Annotated in this window: 15 protein-coding genes; 8 read left to right on the forward strand and 7 right to left on the reverse strand. The window is 57.0% G+C overall.

Features of this window, described 5'->3' with window-relative positions; translation table 11 throughout:
• Window positions 1–54 precede the first annotated feature (54 nt).
• From Mag101_RS13860 to Mag101_RS13870, 3 genes are read left to right on the forward strand one after another with little or no spacing between them, the layout of a single operon-like run.
• On the forward strand, window positions 55–1,785 hold the full coding sequence (locus tag Mag101_RS13860; RefSeq protein WP_077406228.1) for a proline--tRNA ligase: 1,731 nt from the start codon (window positions 55–57) through the stop codon (window positions 1,783–1,785).
• Window positions 1,785–2,351 (forward strand): lytic transglycosylase domain-containing protein, encoded by a 567-nt coding sequence (locus Mag101_RS13865; RefSeq protein WP_077406231.1) that lies wholly within the window; start codon window positions 1,785–1,787, stop codon window positions 2,349–2,351. The genes Mag101_RS13860 and Mag101_RS13865 overlap by 1 nt, the downstream gene beginning before the upstream one ends.
• A gap of 60 nt (window positions 2,352–2,411) precedes the next feature.
• Window positions 2,412–3,446 (forward strand): helix-turn-helix transcriptional regulator, encoded by a 1,035-nt coding sequence (locus tag Mag101_RS13870; RefSeq protein WP_077406234.1) that lies wholly within the window; start codon window positions 2,412–2,414, stop codon window positions 3,444–3,446.
• 245 nt (window positions 3,447–3,691) lie between these two features.
• On the opposite strand, the gene Mag101_RS13875 is transcribed toward Mag101_RS13870, so the two are convergent.
• Complete coding sequence (locus Mag101_RS13875) at window positions 3,692–4,003, reverse strand: c-type cytochrome (RefSeq protein WP_077408340.1); 312 nt, start codon at window positions 4,001–4,003, stop codon at window positions 3,692–3,694.
• A gap of 261 nt (window positions 4,004–4,264) precedes the next feature.
• Between Mag101_RS13875 and Mag101_RS13880 the strand changes: the two genes are divergently transcribed.
• From Mag101_RS13880 to Mag101_RS13890, 3 genes are all read left to right on the forward strand, one after another.
• Window positions 4,265–6,334, forward strand: coding sequence for a S9 family peptidase (locus tag Mag101_RS13880; protein ID WP_077406237.1), 2,070 nt, complete (start codon window positions 4,265–4,267; stop codon window positions 6,332–6,334).
• A gap of 273 nt (window positions 6,335–6,607) precedes the next feature.
• Window positions 6,608–7,513, forward strand: coding sequence for a peptidyl-prolyl cis-trans isomerase (locus Mag101_RS13885; protein WP_077406241.1), 906 nt, complete (start codon window positions 6,608–6,610; stop codon window positions 7,511–7,513).
• Window positions 7,510–8,523: a HupE/UreJ family protein gene (locus Mag101_RS13890; RefSeq protein WP_157520386.1), complete on the forward strand. Its 1,014-nt coding sequence runs from the start codon at window positions 7,510–7,512 to the stop codon at window positions 8,521–8,523. Before Mag101_RS13885 ends, Mag101_RS13890 begins: the two co-directional genes overlap by 4 nt.
• Window positions 8,524–8,600: 77 nt before the next feature.
• Here the strand turns inward: Mag101_RS13890 and Mag101_RS13895 are convergent, their stop codons facing one another.
• From Mag101_RS13895 to Mag101_RS13920, 6 genes are all read right to left on the reverse strand, one after another.
• The gene (locus Mag101_RS13895) at window positions 8,601–9,077 is read right to left on the reverse strand and encodes an Lrp/AsnC family transcriptional regulator (RefSeq protein ID WP_043317624.1); all 477 of its coding nucleotides are present in this window, start codon (window positions 9,075–9,077) and stop codon (window positions 8,601–8,603) included.
• 126 nt (window positions 9,078–9,203) lie between these two features.
• A complete protein-coding gene (locus Mag101_RS13900) occupies window positions 9,204–10,409 on the reverse strand; it encodes a pyridoxal phosphate-dependent aminotransferase (protein WP_232325032.1) in 1,206 nt (401 codons plus the stop codon).
• 202 nt (window positions 10,410–10,611) lie between these two features.
• Window positions 10,612–12,813, reverse strand: a complete 2,202-nt coding sequence (locus Mag101_RS13905) for an autotransporter outer membrane beta-barrel domain-containing protein (protein WP_077406244.1) — start codon at window positions 12,811–12,813, stop codon at window positions 10,612–10,614.
• A 76-nt stretch (window positions 12,814–12,889) separates the two neighbouring features.
• Window positions 12,890–13,405 carry a DUF2878 domain-containing protein gene (locus Mag101_RS13910; RefSeq protein ID WP_077406247.1) on the reverse strand — a complete coding sequence of 172 codons (516 nt, stop codon included), beginning with the start codon at window positions 13,403–13,405 and terminating at the stop codon, window positions 12,890–12,892.
• Between the two features lie 92 nt (window positions 13,406–13,497).
• Window positions 13,498–14,955 carry a cryptochrome/photolyase family protein gene (locus tag Mag101_RS13915; protein WP_077406250.1) on the reverse strand — a complete coding sequence of 486 codons (1,458 nt, stop codon included), beginning with the start codon at window positions 14,953–14,955 and terminating at the stop codon, window positions 13,498–13,500.
• A gap of 37 nt (window positions 14,956–14,992) precedes the next feature.
• Entirely contained in the window at window positions 14,993–16,054 is a 1,062-nt protein-coding gene (locus Mag101_RS13920; protein ID WP_077406253.1) for a YbgA family protein, read from the reverse strand.
• Window positions 16,055–16,389: 335 nt separating this feature from the next.
• Between Mag101_RS13920 and Mag101_RS13925 the strand changes: the two genes are divergently transcribed.
• Both Mag101_RS13925 and Mag101_RS13930 read left to right on the forward strand, forming a co-directional pair.
• The gene (locus Mag101_RS13925) at window positions 16,390–19,461 is read left to right on the forward strand and encodes an FAD-binding and (Fe-S)-binding domain-containing protein (protein ID WP_077406256.1); all 3,072 of its coding nucleotides are present in this window, start codon (window positions 16,390–16,392) and stop codon (window positions 19,459–19,461) included.
• 92 nt (window positions 19,462–19,553) lie between these two features.
• Window positions 19,554–20,276, forward strand: coding sequence for a tetratricopeptide repeat protein (locus Mag101_RS13930; protein ID WP_232325033.1), 723 nt, complete (start codon window positions 19,554–19,556; stop codon window positions 20,274–20,276).
• Window positions 20,277–20,913: the final 637 nt, after the last annotated feature.

Raw genomic sequence — 20,913 nt, forward strand, 5'->3', positions numbered from 1 at the left:
TGCAGCGTAAAATGTCCGCCCTTACAATTTCACACACAGAACTAAGAAAGCACTATGCGCGCATCCCGCTATCTGATCGCCACCCAGAAAGAAACTCCGAATGACGCAGTAGTCATCAGCCATCAGTTGATGTTGCGTGCCGGCATGATCCGCCGCCTTTCCTCTGGGCTTTACACCTGGCTGCCCACTGGCCTGCGCGTACTGCGCAAGGTGGAGCGCATCGTACGCGAGGAAATGAACGGCGCAGGTGCACTGGAAGTGTTGATGCCGGTGGTGCAACCGTCGGAACTGTGGGAAGAGTCCGGCCGCTGGCAGCAGTACGGCCCGGAACTGCTGCGTATTCAGGATCGCCACGACAACGCCTTCTGCCTGGGCCCGACCCACGAGGAAGTGATCACCGACCTGATCCGCACCGAGGTAAACAGCTACAAACAGCTGCCGGCAAACTTTTACCAGATCCAGACCAAATTCCGCGATGAAATCCGCCCGCGCTTCGGGGTAATGCGCGCGCGTGAATTCACCATGAAGGACGCCTACTCCTTCCACCTCGGCGCCGAGTCGCTGCAGGAAACTTACGATGTGATGCACGGTGCCTACTGCCGTATCTTCGACCGCATCGGCCTGGATTACCGTCCGGTACTGGCGGACACCGGTTCCATCGGTGGTTCCCACTCCCATGAATTCCACGTTCTGGCGCAGAGCGGCGAAGACGACATCGCCTTCTCCTCTGAAAGCCGCTACGCCGCCAACGTTGAGCTGGCAGAAGCCGTAGCTCCCGCCGGCGAGCGCCCCGCGCCGAGCAAGACCATGGAAGAACTGCACACCCCGGGACACAAGACCATCGCCGCACTGGAAGAGGCCTACGGCATTGCCGCGAATACTTCCGTGAAAACCCTGATCGTTCTGGGTGAAACCGAAGAAGAAGGCGGCAAAGCGCCGCTGGTCGCGCTGGTACTGCGCGGCGACCACGACCTGAATGAACTGAAAGCCGAGAAACTGGCCGGTGTTGCCAGCCCGCTGGAGTTCGCCCCGGAAGCGCGCATTGCCGCGGAACTGGGTTGCGGCATCGGCTCGCTTGGCCCGGTGGGCATGCAGATTGACGTCATCGTCGACCGTGCCGCGGCACACCTGGCGGACTTTGTTTGCGGTGCCAACAAGGACGACTACCACCTGACCGGAGTGAACTGGGAGCGCGACGCAGCGCTGGGCCGTGTGGAAGACCTGCGCAATGTGGTTCCCGGTGATGCCAGCCCCGACGGCCAGGGCACCCTGGAAATCAAGCGCGGTATCGAGGTGGGCCACATCTTCCAACTGGGCACCAAGTACAGTGAAGCCATGAATGCGGCGGTACTGGATGAAAACGGCAAGGAGCAGGTCATGACCATGGGCTGCTACGGCATTGGTGTTTCCCGGGTGGTTGCCGCCGCGATTGAGCAGAACCACGACGATGCCGGCATTATCTGGCCCGAAGCCATTGCGCCTTTCCAGCTGGCAATTGTGCCGATCAACATGCACAAGAGCGAAACCGTGCAGCAGAAATGCGAGCACATTTACGAGACCCTGACCGCGAAAGGTATCGATGTATTGCTGATGGACGAGCCAAAGGCACGCCTGGGCGGCATGCTCGCGGATGTGGAACTGATGGGTATTCCCCACCGCATCGTGATTGGCGACCGCGGTCTGGAAAAAGGTAATATCGAGTACAAAGGTCGCCGGGACTCCGAGAATCAGGAGTTCTCTGCAGACCAGATCCTGGATATTTTGCTCGAGAAAATCCCGCACTAATGAGACTTGCCCTCGCCACACTCAAGCTTTGTCTGCTGTGCCTGCTGAGCAGCACGGTTTCCGCCCAATCCAAGGAGGCGGACCCGCAGCTGCTCGCGGCCCTGAAAGGCGCAGTGACCGAAGCTGACTCGTTTGTCGATCGCTTCGATGCGGAAGTGTGGCTGATGGCAAAATCGCAACCGCTGGCGCGCTACATCAAAAATCCCGAGCGGCGCATGCACGTATTGAAGGCCATCCACCGGGAAGCCACCCGCGCGGGCCTGCAGCCGGAAATTGTGCTGGCGGTTATTCAGATAGAAAGTGCGTTTGACCCCTACGCCGTGTCGCGAGTAGGAGCACAGGGAATGATGCAGGTAATGCCGTTCTGGAAAAATGAAATTGGCCGCCCGGAAGATAACCTGATCGATATGGACACCAACCTTCGCTACGGTTGCACCATCCTCAAGCACTACATCAAAAAAGCCAAAGGCAATATGCCTAACGCACTGGCCTACTACAACGGCAGCTACGGTCGCCACACCTACAGCCGCAAGGTCCTGGACGCCTGGGTAGATCGCTGGCGCTGACACGCGGCGGCATCCAGGAATCGAGAAAAATAAAAGCACACGGGAAGAGGTACCTGATCCATGGCGTACAGCTTTTTTACCGGCGCAGCCTGCGGTTTGCTGCTGCTGGCCGCGGTCAGGATTTCCATAGGCCACAAACGCAGAGATAGCCGCTGGCTGGTTGTATTGTTGCTGGGTATTTTTTGCTACCTGCTCGCACCGCTGCTCAGTAATCAGGACTTCCACGTCCGCTTGCTGGTGTCTCTCCCCACTATTTTGATTCCCGGTGCCTTCTGGCTCTTTACCCACCAGTTATGCAGTGATCAGGAGACGTTTCCCAAGTGGGGCTGGGGAATCATTGCCGCGGGGCTCGCAATCGATTTTGCCAGCCAGCTCAACCTGCACCATTTCTTTTACCTGTCCGCACAACCCTTCAAGCTCGGCCTGATCGGCGCGGGACTGGCGACGCTACTGCAGCAATTACAGTCCGACCTGGTCGCCGAGCGCCGTCAGCTACGTATCGCACTGTTGATTGCCATTGGCGGTTACATGCTCATCGTGGTGTGCGCGGAATTTTTGTTTTCCTTCTTGCCAACACCTGCGGGGATTCCCACCCTGCACGCAGTGACTGCGACCCTGCTGGCGTTTGGGGCCTGCTTTTGGCTGCTATCCCTTTCACCAAAAGCACTTGAAGACTCCTTGCCACCGGCAAGTACCGGGCCCGAAGTTGATGAGACACCGCAGAAAACGCCAGAGCCACTGGACGAGCACCAACGCGAACTGCTGGCGCGTCTACAGGAGCATATGGCAGCGGGAGGTTACCGCCACACCGGGTTGACCATTCGGGAGTTGGCGGAACAGCTAGACGCAAAAGAGCACGTGCTGCGTGCACTAATCAACAAACACCTGGGGTTTCGGAATTTTAACGAGTACCTGAACCAGTACCGTATTGACGAGGCGAGCCAGCGGCTCGCTGACCCGGATGAGGCGCACCTGCCGGTGCTGAGTATTGCGCTGGATATCGGCTACCGTTCGCTCAGTCCGTTTAACGCAGCATTCAAGCGCCGGCACGAGAAGACACCAACGGAATTCCGGCGAGACGCCCTGCCCACCTGACGGCTGCGTCGCTGAACCGATCCGACCCTGTTCAAAAAACCGTCATAATTTTGCTTAGGCTTACGCCAACTGACGCCGGATAGGCCACACTGAATCCTGCAGGACCTGCTCTACAGGCAATTAGCCCAGTCACCACTTCGCCTGTAGTTCAGGCTCCTGCAAACCCTCTCTATTTCCACCCCGGTCGAATCCCGGCGTGGAAAAAAACGCAGCCGGCAGGCTACGCAAAATACCCACCAACCGGCTTACCGTTTCGGTTTGGACATAAACTCGATCAGCGCCTTATAGTCTTCATCGCTGCAATCGGCACACATACCACCCGGCGGCATAGCGTTAAGCCCATTTTTAATCGAACTGACCAGGGTGTCCATGCCTTTGTCCAGGCGTGGCTTCCACGCTTCAACATCGTGTACCTTGGGCGCATTGGCCACCCCGGTATCGTGGCAGATGTGACAGGACTTCTTGTACTTTTCCTCCACACTATCCGCCATTGCTTGACTACACAGAGCCGCTCCACAGGCGAATAAAGTAACGGAACAGATTGTCGCAAGCTTCATCACCATAACCTTTTGTTGCTGTTGATACTGCGCCAAAAACCACTTCAGCGTTCAGTGTAGTTTCACCATCCCGCCATTTACTACATTTGCGGCAGATTTCATCCGCCGACAGCACATGTCTCCATGTATGACCGATCATCCAGCCAAATTGAGCGAGTAGGCAGTACCCCCCGCTGCCTATCTATCTGAGGCTCTCCGACCTGAGGTATTCTACGCCCCGTAACTCTTACGATTTAGATTTCAGAACTTGGGCCAGACTCCATGAACCGATTCGCACAGTTTATTTCGGCGGCGCTACTTGCTACGCCAGCTCTCGCCACGGAGGAAACAGCTAAATTTTCCTACGACGACGTATTCAACCTGGAATACGCCAGCTCGCCACAGTTCAGTAACGACAGCGAGACCATTTTCTATGTCCGAAACTTTATGGATAAGATGGCGGACAAGAAACGCTCCAACCTCTGGCGCATTGGCGCGGATGGCAGCGACCACCGACCTCTGACCGCAGGGAAATATAGCGACAGTTCACCCCAGCTTTCTCCAGACGGCAAAGTACTCGCATTTGTCAGCGATCGTAGCGGGTCCGCACAGATCCATTTGCTATGGCTGGATAATGGTCACTTCCTGCAGATTTCGCATCTCCCGCATTACCCTGCCGGACTCACCTGGTCACCAGACGGGTCGATGCTGGCCTTCTCCATGTTTGTGCCAGAGAGCAAGCCGCTTCCCGTCAAACTCCCAACTCCGCCCAAGGGGGCAACCTGGGCAGACAAACCCGTATTTATCGACCGTGCAACCTATCGCGCCGACGGCAGGGGCTACTTGAAACAGGGGCACTCCCAGATATTCGTGCTGCCGCGGGAAGGCGGCACTCCGCGACAGATCACCAGCGGTGAATTTAATCATTCAGGCACTCTCAGCTGGGCCCCTGATGGCAACGCCATTTACTTTTCAGCCAATCGCAACCCTGACCATGAATTGGAGCCAGGGAACTCCGAACTCTATAAAGCCAACCTCACTTCCGGTGATATCCAGCCGGTGACCGAACGCTACGGCCCCGACTACGAACCGCGCCTTTCTCCAGACGGCAAATATCTCGCCTATCTCGGATACGATGACGAACACCTGGGGTACCACAATGTTGCACTCAACGTGCTCGATCTCAGCCAGGGAACAACACGCGTAATCGAAACCGCTACTGATCGCAGTGTGAACCAGTTCAGATGGCTCAGTGACAGCAAGCGTATCGCCTACGCCTACGATGATTACGGCAGTACCAAGATTGCGATCACGCGTTTAAACGGTAGTGAGAAGCTTGTGGCAAAAGATGCTGGCGGGCTTTCATTGGGAAGACCTTATGGCGGCGCGCACTTCGATGTTTCAGCATCTGGCAAAGTAATTTACACCCACACCGATGGCATGCAACCTGCGGAACTCGCAATCACTTCCGGGCGTCAGCCTCAGGTCCTGACCAGTTTGAATAGCGACTTGCTGCCGTTCAGAGATATGGCTCAGGTGGAGGAAATTACCTACAAGTCGAGTTACGACGGCCGGGAAATTCAGGGTTGGGTCGCCTACCCACCGAATTTTGATCCGGAGAAAAAATATCCCCTACTTTTGGAAATTCACGGTGGCCCCTTCGCCAACTATGGGCCGCGTTTTGCCGCCGAAATTCAATTATTTGCAGCAGCCGGTTACGTCACGCTGTATACCAACCCGCGCGGTTCTACCAGTTACGGCCACGAATTCGCCAACTTGATTCATCACAATTATCCCAGTCAGGACTACGACGATCTGATTTCAGGGGTCGATGCGCTTATTAGCCAAGGCTATATCAATGAAGACCAGCTGTACGTTACCGGCGGTAGCGGCGGCGGCACTTTGACCGCCTGGATAATCAGCAAGACTGACCGCTTCCGCGCAGCAGTGGTTGCCAAGCCGGTGATCAACTGGGAAAGCTTCGTGCTCACTGCTGACTACTCGCGCTTTTTCACCAAGTACTGGTTCTCAGGCATGCCCTGGGAAAAACCGGAAGAGTATCGACGCCGCTCTCCACTGACGTACGTGGGCAACGTGGAAACCCCTACGCTACTGCTGACCGGCGAACAGGACTACCGCACTCCCATATCCGAGACGGAACAGTTCTACCAGGCATTAAAATTGCGCCAGGTGCCCACGGCAATGGTACGCATTCCCGGTGCGTCCCACGGCATCGCCGCGCGGCCAAGTCAATTGATCGCGAAGGTAGCATCCATTCTGTACTGGTTTGACGAGTACAAAAATGAAGCTGACGAGGCGGAAAAGCCTGCCGTGGCGGTAAGTGACCAATAACGAAACCCACTGATTACGTGCGCGGAAAAGTTGTCGCAACAGCTTTTCCGCGTAGGTTCCACCGCCAACAAAAACAACCCGCTGGCGGCCAATTCTTCCAATTACCTCTCGCTGTCCATCTCACCCTGTGCCTTCAGCAGGCGACGCCAATCCCCCTCCGCGATTTTCCCAGCCGAATACGCAAACCTGCACTATCCTCTACTTTGTGAGAATTTTCTCTCAATTAGTTTTATCTGTTGCCACGCCATAACATCAATAAGTTGGAGCTCATAGATGAAGCTGCATTGGATCAAGGATCCCAGTTTCCAGTTTGCCCTGATCGGGGCACTACTCTTTGGTGTCAGCAGTATTTTTCAGAGTGGCAGCTTCGCCCCTAAAGAAGAGATCGTCATCAGTGAGGCGCGCATTCGCAATATTTCCTCGATCTTTGAACGGGGCTGGCAGCGCCCGCCCAACGACCAGGAACTGCAACGCCTGATCGACGAGTATGTACGCGAAGAAGTGCTTTATCGGGAAGCGCTGAATATGGGGCTGGACCAGAACGACGCCGTAATCCGTCGCCGCCTGCGTACCAAGATGGAGTTTTTGGCAAAAGATCTGGTAGACGCCATCGAGCCGTCCGAGCAGATACTGCAGCAATTCCATCAGAAGAACTTGCAGGAATACACCAGCCCGGCGCAATACAGTTTTGAGCAGATTTTTCTCGACAGCGATAAGCGCGCCGAAGTCGCAGAAGACGCCCGTATCGTGCTCACCCGCCTGACCGCCGGGCGCGACCCGCGCAAGCTCGGTGATCGCTCGCTATTGGATTACCAATTCGAATCGGTAACACCGGACCGCATAGACCGGGTTTTCGGCAGCGACTTTTCCCTGCAGCTCGTCGACCTGCCCACCAGCGAATGGACCGGCCCCCTGACCTCTGCCTACGGCGAGCATTTGGTGCGCATTACCGAGTTGGTACCCGAGGTGCAGCCTGCGTTTACTGAGATCCGCGATCAGGTACTGAGCGACTGGCAGGAGGCAGAACGCAAAGACGTACTGCATGTCCAGTATCAAACCCTGCGGGACAAATACACCGTATCCATTGCGCCGCTATCGCCCACTGCCGAATCCGCGTCAGCACAGAACCGTTCAATAAGTACAGATGAGCCCACCGCCGGGGAGGTAGCCCGCCAGTGAAAAGCCTGCTTGCGGTGTTCATCCTGCTGATGTCACTCTCGCTGCACGCGCACGAGTTGCGCCCTGCGGCTCTGGCCTTGCAGGAAGTCGTTCCGGGAGAGTTCAACGTGACCTGGCGCGTGCCGGCTCAGGGCGACCTGAGATTGTCACTGGATGTGGTTTTTGACCAGCAAAGCCAACCTCGAAGTCTGCCCACCGCACTTTTTGCCGGCGGCTATTACGTGGAGCGCTGGCGCGCGAGCCATCCGAACGGGTTTGTAGACAGCACCATCACAATCGACGGCCTGGAAAACACCCTCACAGATGCTCTGGTACGAATCCAATGGCTGGATGGGCGCGAGCAGGTGGCGCGCCTATTGCCGGATAGCCCGCAAATGCGGGTAGAAAACAAAGCGGGCAAAAAGGAGATTGCCAACATGTACTTTGTTTTGGGGGTTGAACATATTTTGCTGGGAATCGACCACCTGCTGTTTGTGCTGGCCTTGATGGTGCTGGTCACCGGGACCAAGCAGCTGGTTACCACCATCACCGCCTTCACCCTTGCCCACAGTATTACCCTGGCGGCATCGGTGCTCGGGCTTGTGTCGATCCCACAGGGGCCGGTGGAAGCAGTGATTGCCCTGAGCATTGTGTTTATCGCGGTGGAAATTCTGCACAAACTGGAGGGACGCAGCACCCTCGCGATTCGCAAGCCATGGCTGGTGGCTTTCGCATTCGGCCTGCTGCATGGCTTTGGCTTCGCCGGGGCACTGTCCGACATCGGCGTACCCGCCCACGAAATCCCCCTGTCGCTGGCGGTATTTAACCTGGGCGTAGAGGCCGGCCAACTGGCCTTCATTGTCGCGGTCAGCATATTGATGCTGACCCTCAGAAAGCTGCCCAGCGTGCACCAATGGGAAGTCCGCACTGGCCATTCGGCAAGCGTCGCCAGTGCACTACCGGTCGCTTATCTGGTGGGGGGAGTCTCCGCGCTGTGGCTGGTGGATCGAACCATTGCTCTGGTGATCTGATTTGCAGATGCCTGAGCCAAGCGCGGTATTGGCTGGATGGTGTTTTGCTCGTCCAACAACAACGAGTTCTGAAATAACTAGTCCTGGAACAACAGCTCGAGCGGGTAACCGTTGAAGGGTTTGGTTTTCTCAATCACCAGATGTGAGGTCATGCGGGTAATAGCGGCATCTTCATCTGCCAGCAGTTGCTCCGACACCCGGTTAAAGTCCCCGGCGTCCGGGCACACAAACCGCAGCATATAGTCGAACTCACCGGACATTTTCACACAGGAAACAATCTGCTCAATCTTGTTGATGGCGCGGCGGAAGCTCTCGCTAGTACGCGCGTCCTGGCGTTTGAGCGCGACGTTTACATAAAACTCCGCGTGACGCACCTTATCGAGGTTCACCTCCGCCTGGTACTCACGAATAAACTTCTCACTGGTGAGTTTCTTTACCCGCGCCAGACAGGCGCTTTCCGACAAACCAATCTGATCCGCCAGGTTCAGATTGCTGATACGCGCGTTGGTCTGCAGGACTTCCAGGATTTTGAGGTTGTGGCGATCAATTTTCACGGCAAATGCTATCGACTGATTTTTAAAATAAGGTCAACTTCGAAACAGCATAGCGGGAAATACACGACACCGAAACACATGATCGGCAACTCGCTGTGATCCCGCCTTCTACTATCCCACGATCTATTATCCCGCTTTCAGGCAACCCCCGACCACAAAGCGCTCTATGCGGTCCAGCGCCCGCGAGAGGTCGGCCTCATCCGCTGCCAGAGTCAGGCGCACATGATTTACCGCACTCGGGCCAAACGGCTTACCCGGCAACACCGACACGCGCTCCGCGTCCAGCAAAGCGCTGGCAAACGCCTCGCCATCCTGGGCAACGGCGGAAACATTCACCATTACAAACATGCCCGCTTCGGGCGAGTAACAGCTCAGCCCTGGGATCTTGCCGATACGCTCCACAATCAGGTCGCGGCGGCGCTCGTAGGCGTCGCGCATCTGCTTTACAAAGTAGGTATCGAATTCCAGCGCAAACGCCGCGGCTTCCTGAATGAATTGGGGGCAACCGAAAATAGTCGCGCCGGCGTATTCGATCAGCCGCTCAACCAGTTCACCCTGTGCCACCGCCCAACCCAGACGCCAGCCACTCATGGCGTGGGACTTGGACAAGCCGTCAATCACCACCACGTTATCGAGCTTCTCCGCAGCAGTGCGCAGGGATGTATGGCGGCGCGCAAAGGTGATCATCGAGTACATTTCGTCGGAGATCAGCCACACACCGCGCTCGCGGCAATAAGCCGCCAACTCACGCAGCTGTTCCGGGGTCGCCATGGCGCCGGTGGGGTTGACCGGGGTATTAATCATCACCGCGCGGGTATCTTCGCCAATCGCCTGCTTGATGGATTCAATTTCAAAGGCAAAGCCCTTGTCCGCAGGGCAGGACACCTTTTTCACGTCCAGCTGTAATGCATCGGTGATCGGTACATAGCCGATGTACATGGGTTCGGGAATCACGATTTGTTCGCCAGGATTCAGCAGGCACGACAGCACCCCGAAAATGGCATTGGTTCCGCCGGGGAACACCACCACATCGTCCGGGCTACATGGGTGATCGCTCACCTTGCTTTCGATATCGGCGATCGCGCGGCGCAGCACAAGCTCACCGGCAGCGGGAGAATAGTGGGTGCGACCTACACCGAGACGGGCGCGGGCGAAATCCAGGATCGGCTCGGGGGTGTCGAAGTTTGGATCTCCGACACACAAGAAAATTACATCTTCACCTTTGTCTGCCAGCTGGTGGGCGCGGTCGCTCACTGCCCATACGTCGGCATCGGCGGAGTGGAGGGCCTGGCTCAATTTGCTAAAGCGCGGAGCGTACATCTTCAGATCCATGGTTTCGGTTGTTATCGATACCGCTAACTTAACAACCGATGGGGTAATCCATGCCGCTTCGGCCTAGCCGATTTCGCAGCAACCGGATTTTTTCGCCGCCGCTGCCGCAGATTATGCGGCGTTGTGGAAATGACTCCCTATCCAGGGGCGGAGGGTCACAAATTTCCCGCTCAGGCCGGACCTTGCGCCCCCTCCCAACACGTCAGAACCGATAATTCAGACTCAATCCGCCCACCGCGTCATCTGGCCGTACCAGTACATCTGCCGCAATGCGCAACTTCTCATTGATGCTGACACCGACCATAGCGCCTACGCCGTTCTGGAAGATGCCAGTGTTGTCGCTGCGATAGGACGGCAGCCGCGCCCAGTTATTGAAGATCGAATTGACCCCGATACCCAGGTCCGCGTAGTCATCACCACTAGTATGTTCGAGCCAGAACTCGCCGAACCACTGGTACTCCCCGACATCGTCACCGTTATAGAAGAAGCCCAGTTTCGACCGCAGGTATTCCCTGTCCTGTCCGTGTACCCACAAGCCCAGAGGATCGAGGCGCTGGCCCCAGGAGCCGGTGTAGGTCAACCGGTCGGCCGTGCGCTCGCGGAAGCCATTCACATCCACCTCGGTCCATTCAAAAGACACAAAGGGACCCAAATGGCCACAGGCCTGCAGCGCAGTATCGTAACCGGCGCGCAGGAATACGCTGTAGCCTTCGCCATCGGTGTCCCCATCGAGGCGATGACGGAATTTATTGCCGATGCGTATGGTGCGCTGTATATCGTCATAATCGATGTCCGAGAAGGTCACACCGCCATCCAGGAAAAAGAGTTCGTTATCCCAGCGGGCGAAGGCACTCAAGTTGAAACTGCGCGCCTTGAAAAAGAGATCGGTCGGCTCGTACTCGCTGCCCCCATAGGACATGCTGAGCCCCCACTCCAGGTGATCGAAGCCGGCAAAGCTCATACCCAGAAAGCCATCCCAGGTCGGATATTCGTCATTGACCGCAGGCGCCACCCCAAGCTCTGAGTGGCCGACACTGGCGCCAAAAAATACGGTGGTCGTTGGATCGCGATAGCGCTGGGATATCAAATGATGATCGATATTAATGCGGTGCTGACGCATGTTTTCATAACCGAGATCCGGCAACACACCGAAGTGAATCGCCGCGGTCAGGGTTTGATAGTAATAGTCCGCCAGCATCCGCTGAGCCGCCAACGTGGGGTGGACACCGTCATCGAAGATCAGCAAGTTCGCATTGGGATTGGTACCGTTCGCGCCGTAAATTGGGCTCGGTGTTGCGCAGTTTTCGTAGCAAAACGCACTCTGGTCAATGTTGGCGAAGCCAAACGCCGTCGGGTCTGCGATGGCAAGCTCGAGTATCCCCTCCATATCCAATAACAAAATGTTGCCGATCGCATTTACCTGGCGTCGCAGGCGATCGTTGAATATTTCGGTGCCGAGATTCGCATAGTTGATCGCCGCCTGCCCCTGCACATTGATCGCAGGAGTGTTACCAATACGCGGGGTGTTGGTCATAACGATGTATTTCGCACCGTATGCCTTGAGCACACCGCCGGCGGTCGAAAGAAACGTTGCCGCGCGCGTCATCGAATCAAAATTGATGGTGCCGGTGCTCACACCATTCAAGATGTTGTTGGCACCGCCATTCAGAAAATAAAGATTATTGGGCGATACCGCATTTTGCGGCAGGTAACCCTGACCAGTAGCGAAGGGCACGCCAGTCAAGGTGATATTGTTGTTGGGATCGTCCACCAGCGCCTGCAGGGCAGCCGGGTCATTAAATGCAGCGACGGCCGCCGCCACCTCGGCAGGACTGAGGTAGGGGCTCTCCCCCTGTGCCGGGTTGCAGATGCCATCGGGCCCGCAACGACTGGAGTCCGGCAATATCGTGGTCAGGGTATTGTGATCCGCCACCGTGGTGTCGGGAAACAGCACGCGGAATTGCTGTGGTCCAACAAGATCCAGCAACACATCCGCGGTTCGGTTGCCGCCAACCGCCCAGTTGGGGCCGTTGGTCAACACAGAGTCCACAATTTGCTGCAGCTGCTGATCGATGGTTCCGGGCGCCGGCGCGCAGGGAATAGGGCCACCGAATGCGGGTCCCAGCCCAAAACAGGAATTTTCCTTGGGCACGCCAAGCATATCCGCGAGAAAGGATACCGCGGGCTGGCGGGGATAGATTCCTTGAGGGTCTTCGGAGGTAAACACGCCGGCATTGCCGTTATCGGAAAGGCTATCGCCAAATACGATCAGGGAACCGTATATCGCCTCTTCGGCCTGCCCCTCCGTTGCAACGATTCCCATCCCCAACAGCAGGGCAATCGACGTCGCCAAACTCGCCCTGCCAACGTTGCCAGCACCCAAATCCTTTGTGTCTCGCCGCACTGGGTTCTCCTTACCTCCGCGAAATTTCGTGGCAAGTATAGGTTAATCGCGAGAAAGGAATTTCTTGTTGCGATGATCAGCCGACACGGTTTTCCACTGCATCCATCTGATTGACCAGCGGCGCCAGCACCCCACTGATCAGCGCAGCCAGCAGGCTCCACACCAGGGCAATACTCAACAGGCACTGCCATACCGGCCGCCCCCAGCCCGCCGGGCCAAAGTAGACACTGTTCAGGTAAAACACCGGCGCAATAAGCAAGCCCGCAAGCGCCGCATGCAGCGGTTTATGGATAAGCCAGGAAAGGGAATAGCGTACGGTGGTCGCCAGCATCGCCCAGATACAGATCACCCAGGCTGGCGGCAGAGTGGATTGATATTCCTGTACGCCATACAACATAAACGCCCACTCGACGCCAAAGCCACAGAAAATAAAACCGAGAATCAGAAAAATATCACGAATATCGCGCCATATAAAAAAGTGCAGCATAAGCACCACAAATAGCGCAATTAATGCCATGGCATTGCCACCGAGTAAGGCCACCCACCACCCGGCAACAAACAGCGCAAAGTTGGCCATTTTTTTATAGTGCATTTAGCAACACATCCGTCAGAAGATTCTGTATCGCGAGCGCAATCTCTCCGGCGACAAAAGCGCAGAGATATAGGGAATAAAACAGAGGTTTACTATTTCTTCAAGTTAGCGAAAGCTTCAATCGCGATTTTTCGCGATTCAGTCACATCGCAAATGGGCGGTGGATAGCTGTGGTCGGAAAAAAGATCTTGCGGCGGGCAATGAATATCCCGGTCTGACACCTCCGCCAGCTCCGGAATATACGCGCGAATAAACGCACCCTCGGGATCAAAGCGTTTCGATTGGCTATAGGGGTTAAACACACGAAAGTAAGGTGCTGCATCGGTGCCGGTGGATGCCGCCCACTGCCAGCCACCATTGTTGGCAGCGAAATCCGCGTCCACCAGTTGCTGCATAAAATATTGCTCACCCTTGCGCCAATCTGTGAGCAGATTTTTGGTTAGGAAGGAGGCGACCACCATACGCAGTCGATTGTGCATCCAACCCGTCTGATTCAGCTGTCGCATCGCCGCATCCACAATCGGCACGCCTGTTTGCCCGGCACACCAGCGCTCGAAATCCTCGGCTCGGTCGGACCAGGGTACCGCTTCAGTTTCGGGCTTGAACGGTTTATTGCGGCATACCCGGGGGAAATTTACCACCAGGTGCTGATAGAACTCACGCCACAGTATTTCACTGAGCCAGACCGTTGCTCCCTTGCTCGGCCCATCCCAGCGACCATCGTTGTGCGCCACCGCCAGCTGTACGCATTGACGTACGGAAACTGCACCACAGTTTAAATAGGGTGACAGCCGCGATGTGTTTTCGCGCGCTGGGAAATCCCGCCACTCTTCATAGTCGTCAATTATGTCGGCGAATTTTTTCAGCGTGCGCGCGCCGGCCACCGCTCCCACCGGCCAATCCAGCACCCGCCCTTCGCCACCGGCAGCCACCCCATAGCCAGTCAGCGTATCGGGAATGCTGCGCACCAGGTTGTGTTCGCCATCGAGTGCAATCCACTCCGGCCACTGCGACAGGTGATCTGCAGGCTGTGTGCGCGGTGTGGGCAAGCTGCCAAAAGCCTCGCCACTATTGCTGTGGGCGGAAATAAACGCACGCTTGAATGGGGTAAATACTTTGAAGCCGTCGCCACTGCCCGTGGTAAGGCTACCCGGCGGAATCAAGGTGCGGTCGGTGAAGTACTCAACCGTAACGCCCAGCTTGCCCAACGCGCTTTTTACCGAGTGATCGCGCGCCAGCTCGTTTACCGGGTATTCCGCATTGGCAAACAACGCATCTATCTGCAACTTCTGCGCAATTTGCGCCAGCGCAGCATGGACGTCACCAAACGTCGGCACCTCAAGAAAATACAGCGGAATATTTTTTTTCTGCAGCGTCGCCTGCAACTGGCGCAAAGAGCGCAGCCGCATGGCAACTACATTGTCGCCGTCGCCATGGCTCGCCCAGGTGTTTGGACAGGCGATAAATACCACGGCGAGCGCATCACAGCTTTTCGCGGCGCGGTACAGGGCAGTGTTATCCGCCATGCGCAAATCGTTGCGCAACCACATCAGGCCTCTTTGGATGTTTTTCACAGGTATGCCTGGGCTAGCTGAAATCACACAGACCAAGCTCTGCGGGCTCTGCCGCGAGTAGCACCTGGCTGTGGATAAAACTGTGGGGGCTGCGCGGAAGGTAATGACGGAGCAAGGTCAGGACTGCTGAAAGCGGCTTGTGCCCCACCCGATAGTCTTCGATCAAATCTTTGAGCTCGGCCTTTTCACGCTTATCCAGGAACTCGCTCAGGTGCCCGGCACTGTGCATCAAAGCGTTGGTCTTATCTTTGCGTGAGGCCGGCCGGGAAAGAATCTCCATAATGCGCCCGCGCACCTCAAATGCCAGCTCCGCCTCACTCATCGACTTGGCGTCAGCAAGCACCTTGCCCAGTGCACGGGTCTTGTCCTGATGATGTGCCATCAGCAGATATTTATATGCGGTGTAAAACTCGATAACCCGCGCAAGGAAAGACAGCGGCCTGCCGGAAATACCGGGACGCTTATCGCCGCTATTTTTGTCCACGCTGCCCTCGTCACCCTGCGCCACTGCATCCTCGCTCCCGTCGCTTTCGACGTAACGAAACCAGGCGTCATAGGCGAATACCCGGGTGAGAAAGTTTTCACGCAGCTCGTTGTTGTTCAGGCGGCCGACTTCTTCCATCGGCAAATGTGGGAACTGCTGTTGCAGACGGCGGGCAAATACACCGACACCCTCGCTGTCGATACCATGACCGTTAGCCAGATACCGACGCACACCGCGCAAGCCACAGCTGGGTGAGTTCTGCATAAAGATGTAACCGCGCACTTTTTGCAGCTCCGGCACCACCGAGTCGGCGTAATCCCGCAACGGCGCGGTCACATCCACACTGGCATCGTCGACACCGATCACCCGCACAGCGTCCACCGGAGCACCGTCCTTTTCTACCAATAGATGAATAGGTTTGCGCGGCACCCCCATGCCAATGGCCACCTCCGGGCACAATGGCACATAGTCAAAGCATTGACCAAGTAACTCGGTACATACCTTGCTGTGCTTGTGACCGCCGTTAAATCGCACGGCATCGCCCATCGCACACTGGCTGATCCCCACCGGAATTTTTCGCGAGAAATTCATTCTTGGCTGTGCCTCCCATACTACGGGCGCATGCGCACCCCAACGCCATGTAGACCTATACGACCAGCTACCCTGTTCAGATTAAGGTACACACCGCTGGGCGTACCCGCAAAGGATTCCCATCTTACTGACCGATAATTCATCAGCCATCGGCCCGTCGCGCAAATTCTTCACAGATTTCGCGTGTTTTCGACGATTTTGCGCAAAACGATCCGGCTCAGGCCGGCGAACAGCCGGTAATTGTTGCGCAGGCCGCCACCGTCGCTAAAATGCCAGTCCTTCATTAGTTGTACCGTGTGTACAGACACTCGTCTTACCAGACCCCGGGGCCCGGAATGATTCCAGCACTGCGCGAAATTAACGAAGTACAGGCGCTTTACCTGCAATTTCTCGAGACGCTCAAGCGGCGTGGTTTTCATGGCGACGCCAGCCCCAGCTACGCCAGCCGCACAGTGCTTTCCACCGACAACTCCATTTACCAGGTCCTGCCACAGGCGGTGGTGTACCCGCGGGACATTCACGACCTGCAGCTGCTGATGGAACTGGCCGAGTGCGAGGAATTCCACAAGGTGGTGCTGTCCCCGCGCGGCGGCGGCACTGGCACCAACGGCCAGTCACTGACCGACGGCATCGTGGTGGATATCTCCCGGCACATGAACCGGATCCTCGAGATCAACGTCGAGGAAGCTTGGGTAAGGGTACAGACCGGTGTGGTCAAAGATCAGCTCAATGCCGCACTCAAGCCTCACGGGCTGTTTTTTGCCCCGGAGCTGTCCACCAGTAACCGCGCCACCATCGGTGGCATGATCAATACCGACGCCTCCGGTCAGGGCTCCTGCCTCTATGGCAAGACCCGCGACCACGTGCTGGAACTGAAGACCGTACTGATGGGCGGCGAACTGTGGCACTCCCATGCCATCGACGACGAGGTCCTCAACGAAATTACCGCGCAGGAAAGCCGCGCCGCCAGTGTCCACACGCTGGTGGACGGTATCGAGCGCGACAAGCGCGACCTGATCGCGGCCAAGTTCCCCAAGCTCAACCGCTGCCTCACCGGCTACGACCTGGCGCATATCCGCGACCGGGAGAAAGATGGCCGCTTCAACCTCAACAACATTCTGTGCGGCTCCGAAGGCACCCTCGGCTTTATCGCCGAGGCCAAACTGAACCTGCTCAAGATTCCCAAGTGCGCCGCACTGGTAAACGTCAATTACGATCACTTCCAGGACGCACTCAAAGACGCCACCGACCTGATGAAGGCCGGCCCCACCTCCATCGAGACCGTGGACAGCAAGGTGCTGCAACTGGCGATGGACGACATCGTGTGGGAGAGCGTGAGCGAGTATTTCCCTCAGGATGAACGGCCGGTAAAAGGCGTCAACCTGGTGGAGTACACCGCCGATTCTGAAGAAGAACTGGATGCGGCACTGGCCAGATTCACCGCCCATGTCGACAGCGCAATCGGCCAGCCGGGCAAGAGTTTCGGCTACACCATTGCCCGCGGTCACGCACAGGTGAACAAGATCTGGGGCATGCGCAAACGCGCGGTGGGCCTACTGGGCAATGCCAAAGGCGAACAGCGCCCGATTGCGTTTGTAGAAGACTGCGCGGTGCCACCAGAAAACCTCGCGGACTTTATTGCCGAATTCCGCGCGGCGCTGGACGATGCCGGTTTTGCCTACGGCATGTTCGGGCATGTGGATGCCGGGGTACTGCACGTGCGCCCGGCCATCGACATGAAGGATCCAGAACAGGCCAAACAGGTACGTATCATCACGGAAAAAGTGGTGGACCTGGCGAAAAAATACAACGGCCTGCTGTGGGGTGAACACGGCAAGGGCGTGCGCTCTGAGTTTGCCCCGGAGTTCTTCGGTGAACTGTACCCGGAACTGCAAAAGGTGAAGGCGGCGTTCGACCCGCGCAACCAGCTGAACCCCGGGAAAATCGCTACCCCCAATGCCGCCTCCGGCCTGCTCAAAATTGATGAGGTCACCACCCGCGGCGAGAACGATCGGCAGATCCCGGTACAGGTTTGGGAAGGGTATTCCGAAGGCGTTTACTGTAACGGTAACGGCGCCTGCTTTAACTGGAACCCAGACGACGCCATGTGCCCCTCCTACAAGGGCACGCGCAACCGTATCCATTCACCCAAAGGCCGCTCATCACTGATCCGCGAATGGCTGCGCCTGTTGTCCGCGCAATCCATCGACCCGGAAACCGAAGCGCGCAAAAGCCGCGAAAAGTCATTCCTGCTGGGCCTGCCCGGGCGCTTCAAGAACAGTCTGGCCAAGGCCCGCGGTGAATACGACTTCAGTCACGAGGTGAACGAATCCATGCAGGCGTGCCTGGCGTGTAAGTCCTGTGCCGGCCAGTGCCCCATCAAGGTGGATGTACCCACCTTCCGCGCCAAGTTTCTGGAGCTGTATTACGGCCGCTACCTGCGCCCGGTGAAAGATTACTTTGTCGGCGGCCTCGAATTTATGATGCCGCATCTGGCGCGCGTGCCGCAGGTGTACAACTGGCCGCTGAAACTCAAGCCAATCCGCTGGGTAATGGAGCGGGGGCTGGGCCTGGTGGACTCCCCGTCCATCTCCGCTACCCGCCTGGACAAGGCGATGCGTGAGCTGGGTGTGCCCTACGCCAGCCGCGCCAGCCTGAGCGCCATGGGGCCCGCCCAGCGCGCCAAAGCCGTGGTGATCGTACAGGATGCCTTCACCAGCTATTTTGACGCGGAGGTGGTTGCCGACACCCTGCGCCTGCTCAAGCTGCTGGACTTCAACCCACTGGTGGCTCCGTTTCGCGCCAACGGTAAGCCGCTGCATGTGCACGGTTTCCTGCGCCAGTTCGCCAATACTGCGGCCAGCAACAGCGCCATGCTGAACAGCCTGGCGCAAAGCGGTGTGCCGCTTGTGGGCATAGACCCATCCATGACCATGACCTACCGCGCGGAGTACCAGAAACTGCTGGGCGACAAGGCGCCCAAGGTGCAGCTGCTGCAGGAGTGGCTGTCCGGGCACACCGAGCATCTGGCCACCAACAAAAATCGCCTGCAATCCGGCAGCTTTACCCTGCTGCCGCACTGCACCGAGCAATCCAACGCCGCCGGCTCCACCCGCCAGTGGCAGCAGGTATTCAGCGCGCTGGGTATACAGCTCAATACCCAGGCCGCCGGCTGCTGCGGTATGGCCGGCACCTATGGTCACGAAATGGCGAATCGCGAAACCTCGCGCACAATTTTCCAACAGTCCTGGGCACCCAAGCTGAGCGGTGATACCAGTACCATTCTCGCCACCGGTTACTCCTGCCGCTGCCAGAGCAAGCGCTTCGCTGACACCGAATTGCGCCATCCGTTGCAAGCTTTGCTGGCACAAATCGAAGATTCAGGGTTTACTGTCAGTAACCACTAACTAAGCCATCGGCCAGCGCCGGTGGTGCACTCTGATAGCGGATAGCGGATAGCGATACCAGAGCAGCGATACAGCGGCGGAGATCCATGGCAATGGCGAATACGACAACAAGACCCGGCCAGGCACTGCGCGCGCTTCTCGGCACAGCGCTGCTGGGCCTGCAGCTGTTGGTTGGCAGTGCAATGGCGGCCGGCTCTGAGCAATCCAAGGTGTCGCAGCTGATCACCACGGCCGAGGAGTACGCGCTCTCCGGCAACTACGATGAGGCACTGCCGCTGTATGAAATGGCTATCGCCAACTTGAGTGAGAAACCCCATCGTCAGAACCAGCTGCGCTACCGCTACGGCATCATTCTGAACGCTCTGGGTGGCCAGCGCCCGGACCTCTACCCACTGGCGCGCAGCCAATTCGATGTTGTGCTGCGCTATATCGAGTCCTCCCCCGGCATTCCCTTCGAGCACTCCGCCGCACGGGTGCGCTCGGCCCTCGCCCACACCTACCACCAGCACTCCGCGATGCAGGAGAACCCGAACCGCCGTGCGCTCATGCTGCGCAACGCCTACCAGCTGTATTCCAGTGCGATTAAAGACCTGCGCGCTGAAGGTGACTGGCAAAACCTGGCCATCACCGCATTCAATATCGGCCAGGTGTGCGAGTGGCAGGGTAATCTGGAAGAGGCCATTGAGTGGCTGGAACAGGCAGTCGCACTGGATCGGCAATATGGTTTTGCCGATCTGGAGGAGGATCAGGCCTACCTGACCGCCCTGCGTGAGCTGGTCAACCCCCAGCAACCAGTGGGCAACACGGCCATCTGAGCCAACAACGCCATCTGAACCAACACCCTGAGCTATGACCGGTCACGCCCGCCAGTTCCGGGATAAATTCCCGCTGGCGACACACCTAAAAATGGGTATGAGCGACCGCAAGCCACCTGATTCAGGTCATGTCACCCCGCGAAAAAGTCCGTGAACCGGAATTCAAAGCCGGCTGATCCCTGTGTAACATCGCTGTCAGCAGGGTATGTAGGCCAAATGAATTTACGGTCACAGAAAAATCAAATAAAAATCTTATTCCAGCGAATAGCGGGTCCACATACCCATACTGTCTATTCTTTCGCCAAACACAGAAGACATCGCTGTCAGGACACACCCTGTGACTGAGGCCCAGATACGAATGAAATGAGAACTTTCGTATTAAATTCAGTCTCGCCAGCCACTTTTCTGGTCCAAAAGTACTCAAAATCTGCCTTTGAGGCGGTGGAAATTCCTAATTCCACCGCAGAAACTCCTGCCTTCGCTGCGACCAGATAGTTCGCCGCACACGCTTGCGCAAAATCTCCCACGCTCTAATATTGCCCACCCTGATCAAAACTTGATCACTTATGAAGAAATCAACTTGGAGCCGCACAAACATCTTTTGTTTGTGATTACCGAGCTTCCGGAGGAGATACAT

The organism is Microbulbifer agarilyticus (genome assembly GCF_001999945.1).
In the GTDB taxonomy this organism is placed as follows: domain Bacteria; phylum Pseudomonadota; class Gammaproteobacteria; order Pseudomonadales; family Cellvibrionaceae; genus Microbulbifer; species Microbulbifer agarilyticus_A.